This window comes from Micromonospora sp. NPDC005171 (genome assembly GCF_040608575.1).
Lineage (GTDB): Bacteria > Actinomycetota > Actinomycetes > Mycobacteriales > Micromonosporaceae > Micromonospora.
On sequence record NZ_JBEXIM010000049.1, the window covers coordinates 1 to 12,400 of the forward strand.

Annotated in this window: 14 protein-coding genes; 4 read left to right on the forward strand and 10 right to left on the reverse strand. The window is 71.7% G+C overall.

The features are described from left to right. Positions 1–431 precede the first annotated feature (431 nt). Positions 432–1,724 carry a tyrosine--tRNA ligase gene (gene tyrS / locus ABZU74_RS30850; protein ID WP_355431366.1) on the reverse strand — a complete coding sequence of 431 codons (1,293 nt, stop codon included), beginning with the start codon at positions 1,722–1,724 and terminating at the stop codon, positions 432–434. Between the two features lie 100 nt (positions 1,725–1,824). On the opposite strand from tyrS, the gene ABZU74_RS30855 reads away from it, so the two are divergent. After that, the gene (locus tag ABZU74_RS30855; protein ID WP_355431272.1) at positions 1,825–2,214 is read left to right on the forward strand and encodes a PaaI family thioesterase; all 390 of its coding nucleotides are present in this window, start codon (positions 1,825–1,827) and stop codon (positions 2,212–2,214) included. A 22-nt stretch (positions 2,215–2,236) separates the two neighbouring features. Here ABZU74_RS30855 and ABZU74_RS30860 read toward each other — a convergent pair whose 3' ends face one another. The 3 genes from ABZU74_RS30860 to ABZU74_RS30870 all read right to left on the reverse strand — a co-directional run bounded on the left by ABZU74_RS30860 (position 2,237) and on the right by ABZU74_RS30870 (position 4,852). Then, entirely contained in the window at positions 2,237–3,574 is a 1,338-nt protein-coding gene (locus ABZU74_RS30860) for a hemolysin family protein (RefSeq protein WP_355431275.1), read from the reverse strand. A gap of 126 nt (positions 3,575–3,700) precedes the next feature. Then, entirely contained in the window at positions 3,701–4,342 is a 642-nt protein-coding gene (locus ABZU74_RS30865) for a hypothetical protein (protein WP_355431277.1), read from the reverse strand. Between the two features lie 9 nt (positions 4,343–4,351). Continuing rightward, entirely contained in the window at positions 4,352–4,852 is a 501-nt protein-coding gene (locus tag ABZU74_RS30870) for a GNAT family N-acetyltransferase (RefSeq protein ID WP_355431280.1), read from the reverse strand. 126 nt (positions 4,853–4,978) lie between these two features. Here ABZU74_RS30870 and ABZU74_RS30875 point away from each other — a divergent pair, with 126 nt between their 5' ends. Further along, entirely contained in the window at positions 4,979–5,857 is an 879-nt protein-coding gene (locus ABZU74_RS30875; RefSeq protein WP_355431283.1) for a universal stress protein, read from the forward strand. Here ABZU74_RS30875 and ABZU74_RS30880 read toward each other — a convergent pair. The 5 genes from ABZU74_RS30880 to ABZU74_RS30900 form a co-directional block, all read right to left on the reverse strand. Next, entirely contained in the window at positions 5,850–6,485 is a 636-nt protein-coding gene (locus tag ABZU74_RS30880; RefSeq protein ID WP_355431286.1) for an FMN reductase, read from the reverse strand. The genes ABZU74_RS30875 and ABZU74_RS30880 overlap by 8 nt on opposite strands. Next, positions 6,482–7,624: an LLM class flavin-dependent oxidoreductase gene (locus ABZU74_RS30885; protein ID WP_124771200.1), complete on the reverse strand. Its 1,143-nt coding sequence runs from the start codon at positions 7,622–7,624 to the stop codon at positions 6,482–6,484. The genes ABZU74_RS30880 and ABZU74_RS30885 overlap by 4 nt, the downstream gene beginning before the upstream one ends. Before the next feature lie 162 nt (positions 7,625–7,786). Then, positions 7,787–8,062: a ubiquitin-like small modifier protein 1 gene (locus ABZU74_RS30890; protein WP_355431289.1), complete on the reverse strand. Its 276-nt coding sequence runs from the start codon at positions 8,060–8,062 to the stop codon at positions 7,787–7,789. Positions 8,063–8,064: 2 nt separating this feature from the next. Then, positions 8,065–9,150 carry an exo-alpha-sialidase gene (locus tag ABZU74_RS30895; protein ID WP_355431292.1) on the reverse strand — a complete coding sequence of 362 codons (1,086 nt, stop codon included), beginning with the start codon at positions 9,148–9,150 and terminating at the stop codon, positions 8,065–8,067. 87 nt (positions 9,151–9,237) lie between these two features. Next, the gene (locus ABZU74_RS30900; protein WP_355431295.1) at positions 9,238–9,879 is read right to left on the reverse strand and encodes a DNA-3-methyladenine glycosylase; all 642 of its coding nucleotides are present in this window, start codon (positions 9,877–9,879) and stop codon (positions 9,238–9,240) included. 101 nt (positions 9,880–9,980) lie between these two features. Here ABZU74_RS30900 and ABZU74_RS30905 point away from each other — a divergent pair, with 101 nt between their 5' ends. Both ABZU74_RS30905 and ABZU74_RS30910 read left to right on the forward strand, forming a co-directional pair. Further along, a complete protein-coding gene (locus ABZU74_RS30905; protein WP_355431297.1) occupies positions 9,981–10,406 on the forward strand; it encodes a DNA-binding protein in 426 nt (141 codons plus the stop codon). 92 nt (positions 10,407–10,498) lie between these two features. Beyond that, positions 10,499–10,852: an MmcQ/YjbR family DNA-binding protein gene (locus ABZU74_RS30910; RefSeq protein WP_124771195.1), complete on the forward strand. Its 354-nt coding sequence runs from the start codon at positions 10,499–10,501 to the stop codon at positions 10,850–10,852. A gap of 43 nt (positions 10,853–10,895) precedes the next feature. On the opposite strand, the gene argH is transcribed toward ABZU74_RS30910, so the two are convergent. Further along, positions 10,896–12,359 (reverse strand): argininosuccinate lyase, encoded by a 1,464-nt coding sequence (gene argH / locus ABZU74_RS30915; protein ID WP_355431300.1) that lies wholly within the window; start codon positions 12,357–12,359, stop codon positions 10,896–10,898. Positions 12,360–12,400 lie beyond the last annotated feature (41 nt).

A 12,400-nucleotide genomic window follows, 5' to 3' on the forward strand; every position in this document is an offset into this window, starting at 1 on the left:
TTTCAGCGCCAGGCACTTTTACTACGTTACCCGCTCGTTTCCACCGTGTCAAACCGATATTTCCCGGTTCGCCATGCTTCACCCGAGTAATGCGGGCACCATGTCGCGACCGGCTTGCGCCGCTCTCGTCATGGATTCGGCAGGCCGGCCGTCGCGATTTCCCGCGACCCGCCCGGTGCCCTGCCGGTTCGTAACCATACCCGGTCGGTTTCGCCGCGCCAAATCCGCCTCGCGGCGTTTCTGGTGGCACCTCCCGGTCGGGGTTCCGGTGGGCATGCCCGCCCGACCCCCAGGCCGTTGGCCGGCGCTCCGGCCGTCTCAGGCTTTCGCCTGTTTCGTCCGTTCCGCGCTGGCAGAGAGAAAGTTACGCGTCCGGCGGGATGATCGTCAAATCCGCCGGACGCGTCCCCCGTCACATCGTCGACAGACGGCTATTCACCCAGCTCAACGCCCGCGAACGAGCGTTTCCCCCGGCGCAGCACCAGGTATCGGCCATGCAGCAGATCGGCCGGCGACACCCCGGCGTCCACCTCGGTCACCCGGTTGTTGTTGACGTAGGCGCCACCCTCGGCGATCACCCGCCGGGCCTCCTTGAGGCCACTCACCAGGCCGGAATCCCGCAGCAGACCCGCCACATCCGGCAATTCGCCGGTGAGGCGTACGAGACCCGCCTCGGTCAGGGCCGCGCGCAGGGTCTGCGGCGCCAACTCGTCCAACGATCCTCGGCCGAAGAGCGCCTGACTGGCGGCGATCGCCTGTCGGGTCTCGTCGGCGCCATGCACCAGGGTGGTCAGCTCCTCGGCGAGCGCCCGCTGCGCCAGCCGGGCCGCCGGCCGTTCGGCGGTCGCCTTCGCCAACTCCTCCAGCTCGTCGCGGGAGCGGAAGCTGAAGTACCGCAGGTAGCGGTCCACCTCTGCATCCTCGACGTTGAGCCAGAACTGGTAGAACGCGTACGGGCTGGTCATGGTCGGGTCGAGCCAGACCGCGCCGCCCTCGCTCTTGCCGAACTTCGTACCGTCGGACTTGGTGACCAGGGGCGTGGTGAACGCCTGCACCGGCCCGGCCCCCCGCCGGCGGACGTAGTCGACGCCGGCGGTGATGTTGCCCCACTGGTCGGAGCCACCGAACTGGAGCTGACAGCCGTGCCGCCGGTGCAGCTCGAAGAAGTCGTTGGCCTGCAACAGCTGGTAGCTGAACTCGGTGAAGCTGATGCCGGTCTCCAGTCGGGCCCGCACCACCTCCCGCGCGAGCATCTTGTTCACCGGGAAGTGTTTGCCCACGTCCCGGAGGAACTCGACGATCGACATCTCGCCGGTCCAGTCCAGGTTGTTGACCAACTGCGCCGCGTTGTCGCCGGTGTACGACACGAAGGGCGCGAGCTGCTCGCGGATCCGCTCGACCCAGCCGGCGATCACCTCGGTCGGGTTGAGCGCCCGCTCGGCGCTCTCCTTCGGGTCGCCGATCTGCCCGGTGGCCCCGCCGACCAGCAGCAACGGGCGATGGCCGGCGAGTTGCAGCCGGCGGGCCATGAGGACCTGCATGAGGTTGCCGACATGCAGGCTCGGCGCGGTGGGGTCGAACCCCACGTAATAGGTGGCGGCACTCCCACCGTCGAGCAGCTCGCGCAGCTCGTCGAGGCCGGTCGAGTCCTGGATCAGGCCACGCCAGAGCAGGTCATCGGTCAGGGAGGCCCGCCCGGGGGGCGGGAGGCTGCTGTCGGTCACGGTCACCGATTCTCCCCCATCGCCGGCCTCGAGCCGTACCGGGTTTGCCGCAATCCGCCCCGGCTAGGCTTGCGCCCCGTTGATCGAGGAGGGCTGTGTCGTGGAGATTCCGGATCTGACGGGCGGTTTCGTCGCTCTGCTCGGCCTCAAGTTCGAGGAGGCCAGCGCCGACCGGGTGGTCATCAGCTGGCGGGTCCGCCCGGAGCTGCACCAGCCGGCCGGCATCCAGCACGGCGGGGTGTACTGCGCCGTCGTGGAGTCCGCGGCCAGCGTGGGCGGCGCCCTCTGGTTGGCCGACCGGGGCACTGTGGTCGGGGTGTCGAACCAGACCGACTTCCTGCGGGCCGTCCGGGACGGGGAGCTGACCGCGGTCGGCACCCCGGTGCACCGGGGCCGCAGCCAGCAGCTGTGGCAGGTGGAGATCACCGACGCCGACGAGCGACTGGTCGCCCGTGGTCAGGTCCGGCTACAGAACCTCTCGCCCGCCTGAGCGACGGCATTCGCCGGAAGGGTCAACTGCGGGCCTCGTCCAGCACCGGCTCGGGGGCCTGGTCGCTGTCGGCGTCGCCGTCGGCCTCATCGGGTACGCGACTGAGCCGTACCTCGGTGATCGCCCGGTGGTCGATGCCGGCCACGACCAGCACCCAGCCGTCCAGCGTGACGTCCTCCCCTGCGACGCTGGGGATGTGCCCGAGCCGGGCCAGCACCAGCCCGGCGACTGTGGTGTAGTCGCCAGCCGGGCGCGATGGCAGCTCAACGCCGATGTCCGGGAGGTCGTGCACCGGGAAGGTGCCGGGCAGCAGCAGCGCGCCGTCGGGGTCGCGGCGTACCGAGCGCACGTCCCGGTCGGTCTCGTCGTAGATCTCGCCGACGATCTCCTCCAGGATGTCCTCCAGCGTCACGATGCCGTCGACGGCGCCGCGCTCGTCCACGACCAGTGCGATGTGCTGACGCTCGGCCTTGAACTGACGCAGCGCGTCCACCACCGGTAGCGAGTCGGGCAGCAGCATCGGCGGCCGGGCGATCTCGTCGACCGGGCGGTCGTCGGGCACGCCCACCAGGTCACGCAGGTGGATCACTCCGGCCGTGTCGTCCAGGCCGCCGTGGCGCACGACCGGAGCCCGGGAGTGCCCGGTGGCGGCCAGCACGAGACGCGCGGCCTCCGCGGTGGTCCCGCTGTCGAGCGTGAAGACCTGCAACCGGGGGACGAGGACAGCCCGCAACCGCCGATCGGCGATCTCCACGGCGCCCGCGATGATGGTCCGCTGCTCCTTGGTGAAGCCGTGGTTGCCGGCGACGATGTCGCGCAGCTCGTCCGGGCCGATCTCCTCCGGCTGGTGTTTGGGGTTGAGCCCGACCAGGCGGACCACCACGTCGCTGGTGGCGCCGAGTGCCCAGACGGCCGGGCGGGTGAAGCTGGCGAGCAGGTCGAGAGGGCGGGCCACCAGCAGCGCCCACCGCTCGGCGGACTGCATGGCGATCCGCTTGGGCGCCAGCTCGCCGAAGACCAGGGTGACGAAGGTCAGCGCGAGAGTGACCACCACGATCGCCACCGTCTCGGCGGCGCCACCGAACATTCCGAGCAGCGGCACGAGAGGCTTGGCCAGCGAGACCGCCGCCGCGGCGGAGGCGAGGAAGCCGGCGAGGGTGATGCCGATCTGGATGGTGGCCAGGAAGCGGTTCGGGTCCTTGGCGAGTCGGGCCAGCACCCGTCCGGCCCGGCTGGTGCGCTCCAACCGCTGGATCTGGCTGTCTCGCAGCGACACCAACGCCATCTCGCTGCCCGCGAAGAGCGCGTTGATCACGACCAGGACTCCGACCAGGGCCAGTTGGCTCCCGTAGCTCTGCACGCCCGGTTCGCTCCCTCGTGGTGGTGGCACCGGCCGCTACGCGCGGCACCCGCCGGTCGGCGAGCCCGCCCGGCGTAGGCGTTGTCTTTGCCCCGTCCGGCGCCGGCCGAATCCTGCCCGACGACGCTACGCCGAATGGGGCGTCGGTGACGCCGGCAGATCGAGGACGTACGAGTCGCCCTCCGGGCGGAAGCCGAGCCGGTGGTAGTACGGGGCGAGCATCCGGGGTGGGCTGACCACCCGGTGGAAGCCGCGTTCGGTGAACAGGTGACTGCGCCGGTAGACGAACTCGCCCGGGGTGAAGTCACGGAACTTCGGCGTCACGTAGTCCAGGTCGATCTGGGCGACCCCGGGCGCCTCGGCGTGCGACAGCACCACCCCGACCACCTCGTCGGCCGTGACCACGAGGAACGCGGAGCGCCCCGACGCGTCCGGATCCCAGTGGAAGTCGGGGTTGAATCGGGCGATGTCGGCGGCGTGCACCCGCAGCGTGTGCGCGAGGAACTGGTCGCCGACGCCGACCTCCACCACCTGGTAGGTCTTCTCGTCGTGCCGGGTGACGAGCATCCCCCGCAGGTACCAGATGTTGATCGCCGCGAGCACGATGTTGAGCCCGACCATGGGCCAGACCTCGATCGCGGCGTTGTAGCCGATCAGGACGACGCTGCCGACGAGGTTGAGCGCCCGCAACCGCAGGACGCGCGACTGCAGCAGCGACCAGACCAGCACCGCGGAGCCGGCCCAGCCGACGAGATCCAACCAGTTCACGCCGCGAGACTAGTGCCCGCCCAGGTCAGGGCCGTCGGCGGGCAGCTCCAGCAGCCACTCTTCGACGTCCTCGTCGCGGCCGTTGGCGTACCCCGAGTCCTCGCCGACCACCACGAACCCGCACTTGCGCAGCACCGCGAGGGACGCGGCGTTGTCCTTGGCGGCGCGGGCGTGCACCGGTCGGGGCAGCTCGCGCAGCAGGGCGGCCAGGGCCGCCGTGGCGTGGCCCCGGCCCCAGCGTTCCGGGTCGATCCAGTAGCTGACCTCGGTCTGCCCCTCGACCGGGAAGGCGCTCACGTAGCCGACCACCTCGCCGTTGACCTCGACGGTGCGGACCAGGTTCGCCGGGTTGGTGAGCACCCGGGCCCAGTGCTGGGCGAACTCCCGACGGTCGGACGGGTCCTTGGGGCCGAAGGCGGCCATCCGGTTGGCCTCCGGGTCCTGCTGGTGCAGGAAGAACTCGACGAGGTCGTCCTCCAGGACCGGGCGCAACCGCAGCTCAGAAGTCATCGGACGAGGGTACGCACCAGGGGTGTCACGAAAGGAGACGCGGACTCAGCCGAAAACGCCGGGGGCCGGCGCGTCCGGCCCCGGCGGTGCGGCGAGCGGTCGACAATGAGCTGACCGACCGAGGGAGTGCCGATGAACCGACCCGTCGTGGTGGGCGTGGACGGATCGCCGTCCAGCCTCGTCGCCGCGGAGCACGCGGCCCGCGCCGCCCTGCTCCGGTCCCGGCCGTTGCGCCTGGTCCACGGCTACCTGCATCCGCTCGGCTACGGCGTGCCGCTCAACCCGTACGACCTCGGGGTGCCGGCGCCCTCCGAGGAGGCGCAGAAGATGTTGGAGCGCACGGCGGCCGAGCTGACCGCCCGGTGGCCAGATCTGGTCGTCGAGGTGCGCCAGGTCGCGGGTGGCCCCGGCATCACCATGATCGAGGAGTCCCGCCAGGCCGAGTTGGTAGTGGTGGGCAGTCGCGGGCTGGGCGGGTTCGCTGGGCTGCTGCTCGGCTCGGTCGGCACGCAGGTGGCCGCGCACGCGCACTGCCCGGTGCTGGTGGTCCGCCCGGACGAGCAGCCGATCCCGGTGGACGGTCCGGTGCTGGTCGGCGTCGACGGCTCCGAGTCGTCCCGGCTCGCCGTGGGCGTGGGCGCCGACGAGGCGGCGCTGAGGGACGTGCCGCTGGTGCTGGTGCACGTCAGCCCGGCGAACGAGGAGCGGACGGTGCCGGAGGAGATCGAGGAGTCGCAGGCCGCGTACCAGGCCGAGGCGGTGCGGCTGCTGGCCGACGCCTCCGCCCTGGCGCGCGCCGAACACCCCGGCCTGGTGGTGCGGGAGCATCCGGTCCGGGCGGCCGGGGCGGCCCAGGGGCTCATCGAGGCCAGCGGCACGGCGTCGCTGCTGGTCGTGGGCACCCGGGGCCGGGCCGGGTTCACCGGTCTGCTGCTCGGATCGGTCAGTCAGGCGGCGATCCAGCACGCGCACTGCCCGGTGCTGGTCGCCCATCCGGTCAGCTGACCGGCGCGTCGTCACCTCGGCCGAGCATCTGCAGGAAGTCGGTGGTGAGGGCGAACGGGTCCGCCGGCCCGGTGGCCGGTGGTCGGCGTTCGATCTGGTCGGCCAACTCCCCTGCGGCGCGCCGGATCCGACCGCGCAACGCGCCGTCGGCGGTGCCGTCGGACCAGTCCTCCGGTGCGGCGAAGACAGCCGTCGGAACCACCACCGACCGGAGGTAGGCGAACATCGGGCGGACGGCGTGCTCCAGAGCGAGGGAGTGCCGGGCGGTGCCGCCGGTCGCGCCGATCAGCACCGGCCGGTCGACGAGCGACCCGGAATCCAAGACGTCGAAGAAGGACTTGAACAGCCCGTTGTACGACGCGCTGAAGATCGGGGTGACGGCGATGATCCCGTCCGCCCCGGTCACCGTGTCGATGACCTCGCGCAGCGCCGCCGGGGCGAAGCCGGTGAGCAGGTTGTTCACCACGTCGTGGGCGTACTCCCGCAGGTCGATGACGTGCAGCTCCACGTCGGAGCCGCGCCGGACCAGCTCGCCGCGGGTGGCCGCGGCGAGCTGGTCGGCGAGCAGTCGGGTCGACGAGGGCTGACTCAGCCCCGCCGAGACGACGGCCAGGGTGCGGCGGGTCATCGGGTCGCCCCCTCCGGCGCCTTGCCCGTCACGTCGTCGACGGCGTGCACGGTGCTGTCCTTCGCGCCACCGGCCGCGGCGACCAGCGAGGCGTGCGTCGGTGCCGCCGGCACGTGTGCCGGACGTAGCGCGTCGAACTCCTTGCGCAGCACCGGCACGACCTCCTCGCCGAGCAGGTCGAGCTGCTCCAGCACGGTCTTCAGCGGCAGGCCCGCGTGGTCCATCAGGAACAGCTGCCGCTGGTAGTCACCGACGTACTCCCGGAAGCCGAGCGTGCGGTCGATGACCTGCTGCGGGCTGCCCACGGTCAGCGGGGTCTCCCGGGTGAACTCTTCCAGCGACGGCCCGTGCCCGTAGACCGGGGCGTTGTCGAAGTACGGCCGGAACTCCCGGACCGCGTCCTGCGAGTTGCGGCGCATGAACACCTGCCCGCCGAGGCCGACGATGGCCTGGTCGGCGGAGCCGTGGCCGTAGTGCGCGTACCGCTGGCGGTAGAGCGCGATCATCCGCTGGGTGTGCTCCTTGGGCCAGAAGATGTGGTTGGCGAAGAAGCCGTCGCCGTAGTACGCGGCCTGCTCGGCGATCTCCGGGCTGCGGATCGAGCCGTGCCAGACGAACGGGGGCACGCCGTCGAGCGGACGCGGCGTCGAGGTGAAGGACTGCAACGGGGTGCGGTACTTGCCCTTCCAGTCGACCACGTCCTCGCGCCACAGCCGGTGCAGCAGGTCGTAGTTCTCGATGGCGAGGGGGATGCCGGCGCGGATGTCCTTGCCGAACCACGGGTAGACCGGACCGGTGTTGCCACGGCCCATCATGAGGTCCACCCGGCCGCCGGACAGGTGCTGGAGCATCGCGTAGTCCTCGGCGATCTTCACCGGGTCGTTCGTGGTGATCAGCGTGGTGGCGGTGGACAGCAGCAGCCGCTCGGTGCGCGCCGCGATGTAGCCGAGCATGGTGGTCGGTGACGACGGCACGAACGGCGGGTTGTGGTGCTCGCCGGTGGCGAAGACGTCCAGACCGACCTCCTCGGCCTTCAACGCGATCGCGACCATCGCCTTGATCCGCTCATGCTCGGTCGGCTCCCGACCGGTGGTCGGATCGACAGTGACGTCACCGACGGTGAAGATTCCGAACTGCATGACCAGCTCCTCGCGTGTCAACCGGATGCCGTCGTGGTACCCGGACGCAGCTCTCAACTTATTTGACGACGCAACTATTCCGTCGGCGGGACGCCTCGCAGTGGCGCCGGTCACCCTTCACGATCGGACATCGGGTCGGAGACCCCCACGGTGCCGGCTCGCTCAGCCGCCCGCCACCGAGGGCAACACCTGCACCTCCGCGCCGTCCTGGACAGGGGTGGCCAGACCGCCGGAATGCCGGCAGTCTTCCCCGTCGACGAAGACGTTGACGTAGCGGCGCAGTTCGCCGCGCTCGTCGCGGATGCGCCGGGCCAGCCGGGGATGCGCGACGGCCATCTCGTCGAGGACGGCCCGCAGCGTCCCGGCGGCGGTGACGTTCAGCCGACTCGCACCGCCGGCCTCGCCACGCAGCGGGCCGGGCAGCAGCACGGTGACCACGCTCAGACCTCCGCGGCGCGAACGCAGAGCACGTCGGGCAGGTGCGCCGCGACCGACGACCAGGAGTCGCCCTCGTCGCGGCTGGCGAAGACCGAGCCGGAGCGGGTGCCGAAGTAGACCCCACCGGGGGTCGCGTCGTCGGCGCACATCGCGTCACGCAACACCGCCGGATAGAACGGGCCCTCGGGCAGCCCGACCGACAGCGGCTCCCACTTGCCGCCCGCGTCGGCGGAACGGAACACCCGGCACCGGTGGTCGGTCGGGAACCGCTCGCCGTCGGCCACCAACGGGAAGGTCCACACCATGCCACCGCGCCCGGGGTGGGCCACCATCGGGAAGCCGAAGTCGCTGGGCAGCCCGTCGGCGATCGAGGACCAGGTGCGGCCGTCGTCATCGGAGCGGTAGACGCCGTGGTGGTTCTGCGCGTACAGCCGCTCGGGGTTGCCAGCGTCCCGGGCGACCTTGTGCACACACTGGCCGAACTCCGGCCACTCGTCGGGCATGAAGTAGGCGCGGATGCCGGTGTTGCCCGGCGCCCAACTCGCCCCGGCGTCCTCCGAGCGGTAGACCCCACCGGTGGACATGGCGACCAGCAGCCGAGCCGGATCACGCGGATGCGGCAGCACGGTGTGCACTGCCTGACCACCGAAGCCGGCCTCCCACTGCGGGCGGTGCGGGTGGTCCCAGAGGGAACGGACCAGCTCGAAGCTGCGGCCACCGTCGGTGGACTTGAACAACGCCGAGGGCTCGGTGCCGGCCCAGACCACGTCCGGCTCGTCGGGGCCGGCCGGCATCAACTGCCAGACCCGGCCGAGGGAGACGCCTGTGTCGTCCGGAAACGCGACCGGCGCCTGGTCGGGCTCGTCCCAGGAAGCGCCGAGATCGTCGCTGGTGGCGACGCTGGGGCCGAAGTGTGAGCTGGTCATGCCGGCGAGCAGCCGCGGGGTGGAACGACGGGTGTCGACCGCGACCGCGTAGACACCTGTCATCGGAAAGTGCGGACCGGTGATCTCCCAACTGCGCCGGTCGTCGGTGCTGGTGGCGAGAAACAATCCCTTGGCCGTGCCGATCGCGAGCAGCGTTGTCATGACGTCCTCCGAACCGTCGGTGAGCAGGTCCGGTGATTATGGCCACAGCCCCCGACAGACTTCGCCGCCCACACGCCGCGGGCGCGCTCAGCGCCGGATGCGGGGGACGTGCCGGCGGTAGGCGCTGACAGTGGGATCGCCGTCCAGCCAGAACCGCCACTGCAGATCGTGCGCGCCGGTCACCCCGACCCGGGGACCTGCCACCACCATCTCCGGCGGCACCGGCCGGGCCGGGGGCCGCAGGCGGACCGGTCCGTCGCCGAGCAGGTACGCCCCGTACGCCTCGCGGTCGATGCCGAGCGCGGAGCAGAGCCGGGCGGGCCCGCGGGCCAGGTCCACGTCGCGCCGGATGGCCGGCCGGCGCTCCCGTGCCGTGGTCAGCCCGTCGACCACCTCACCGGCGCGCAGCAGCACTGCGGAAGCCTCCCCCTCGACCCCGGTGACCACGTTCATGCACCAGTGCATCCCGTAGGTGAAGTAGACGTAGGCGTACCCGGCGGGGCCGAACATCACGGCGTTGCGCGGGGTGCGGCCCCGATGGGCGTGCGAGGCGGGATCGCCGCCACTTCCCGCGTACGCCTCGACCTCGGTGATCCGGACGGTGACCCCGCCGGCGTGCAGCCGGCAGCCCAGCAACCCGCGCGCCGCCGGCAGCAGTGGACCGGCGAGCAGGTCCGCCAGCGCCGCCAGGTCGGCGTCGGTGGCGCGGTCACCGGACGACAGAGTCATGCCCCGACGGTACCCATCCCGCCGCCTCGGCACCCGTCCGGCACGGCGGAGATTTCAACGATCTGTTGACAAGGCTTCGTTGATGGGGTGTGCTCGGGGGTATGACGACCGAGGACATCTTCACCGCGCCAAACCCGGGCCGGGCCCGCGCCCACCGCACCCACGAGGCGTTGCAGCGGATCAGCGAGCGGCACGCCGGCACCGACACCCGGCGAGGTCGTTGGGCCCACCCGTACGTGCTGGACCCGTGGGAGGCGGTCGCCCTGGTCACCGCACTGGCCGCCGGCGGGGCCGAGCGCGAACCCGCGGAGGAGCCGATCGACGCCGCCGACCTGACCGCCGCGCTGACCCTGCTGCCCCACGTCCGCGCCGAGCTGGACGCCTTGGAGGCCGGCCTGTTGACGCTGGCCCGCGACCGGGGGCTCACCTGGCAGGCGATCGCGTACGGGCTGGGGCTGGGCAGCGCACAGGCGGCCCGACAGCGCTACGAGCGGGTCGCCGCCCGCTCGTCCGAGCAGACCGCCTGATCCGGCATGTCCTGAGCCGACGCCCGGATCGGCACGCCGCGCCTGCGACGGCTGTCGAACGGGCAGACTGTGCGCACGACGAGGAGGCACCCATGGAGCGCGCGGAGATGCTGGCGTACTGCCTGGCCAAGCCGGGAGCGTGGCTGGACCAACCGTGGGAGGGCGACGAGGTGGTGAAGGTGGGCGGCCGGATCTTCGCGTTCCTCGGCAGCGCCGGGGGCAAACCGACGGTCGGCATCAAGTGCGGGCCGACCCGGGAGGTGGCCGACGAGTGGCTGCACCGGCACCCGGACGACGCCAGCGTGATGGCCTACATCGGCCGGTCCGGGTGGAACACGCTGCGCCTGGACGGCGGGATCGACGACGAGGAGCTGACCGAGGCGGTCGACTCGTCGTACGACATGGTGGTGGCCAAGCTCCCCAAGCGGGAGCGCCCGACGGCCTGAACCGCCGCGGCGCCGGCGGCCAGCGCCGACGCCACGGCACAGCTCAGCGCGGGACGACCCGTTCGGCGGCCCACTCCCGCCAGCTGGCCAGCTGGTCCGCCGCCGCGGCGAGCTGGTCGGCGACCGGGCCGGGGCCGGTGGAACCGGGGGTGGTCCGGGCCGCGAGAGCCGAACGGACCGAGAGCACGTCCCGCACCGACGGGTCGAGGTGCCCGCTGATCGCGGCCAGATCCTCGTCGGAGACGTCGTTCAGCTCGCACTCCCGAGCCGCGCAGAGCGCCACCAACTGGCCGGTGATCTCGTGCGCGTCGCGGAACGGCACGTTGCGTCGGACCAGCCAGTCGGCGACCTCGGTGGCGAGGGAGAAGCCGACCGGGGCGGCGGCGACGAGGCGGTCCACCCGGACCGTCATCGTGGAGATCATTCCCGCCAGGGCCGGAAGCAGCAGCTCCAGGGTGTCGACAGCGTCGAAGGCCGGCTCCTTGTCCTCCTGCATGTCCCGGTCGTAGGTCATCGGCAGGCCCTTGAGCATGGTGAGCACCGTCATCAGGCCGCCGACCAGACGCCCGGACTTGCCCCGGGCCAGCTCCGCGATGTCCGCGTTCTTCTTCTGCGGCATGATCGACGAGCCGGTGGCGAACGAGTCGTCCAGCTCCACCCAGCCGAACTCGTGCGAGGTCCACAACACGACCTCCTCGCCGAGCCGGGACAGGTGCACCCCGATCAGGGCGGTGGTGAAGAGGAACTCGGCAACGAAGTCCCGGTCGGCGACGGCGTCCATCGAGTTGGCGAACGACGTCCGGAAACCCAGCTCCTTGGCCACCGCCATCGGATCGAGCGGGAGCCCGGAACCGGCCAGGGCGCCCGCGCCGAGCGGGCTGATCGCCGCCCGATGGTCCCAGTCACGCAGCCGCTCCAGGTCACGCAGCAGCGGCTGCACGTGGGCGAGCAGCCAGTGCCCGAAGGTGACCGGCTGGGCGTGCTGGAGGTGGGTCATCCCCGGCGCGGCGGTGTCGACGTGCCGCTCGGCCTGCTCGACCAACGCCTCCGCCAGCTCCACCAGGCGGCTGGCCACGCCCCGGGCGTGGTCGCGCAGGTAGAGCCGCAGGTCGGTGGCGACCTGGTCGTTGCGGGACCGGCCGGCACGCAGCTTGCCACCGAGGCTGCCGAGACGCTCCAGCAGACCGCGCTCCAGCGCGGTGTGCACGTCCTCGTCGTCGATGGTGGGGCGGAACGAACCGGAGGCGCAGGCGGCCTCCAGGTCGTCCAGCGCGGCCAGCATCCGGCCCAACTCCTCCGGATCGAGCAGGCCGGCGCCGGCGAGGACCCGGGCGTGCGCCCGGGAACCCGCGATGTCGTACGGCGCCAGGCGCCAGTCGAACTGCACGCTCACCGACAGTCGGGCGAGCGCCTCGGCGGGGCCGCCCGCGAACCGGCCACCCCAGAGGCTCGTCCGGTTGGTGGCGGCGCTGTTCTCGGTCAGGCTCTTGTCGTCCACGTCGCCCATCATCGCTCTGCTCGCCTTTCATTCGCGACCGCGGGGCTCAC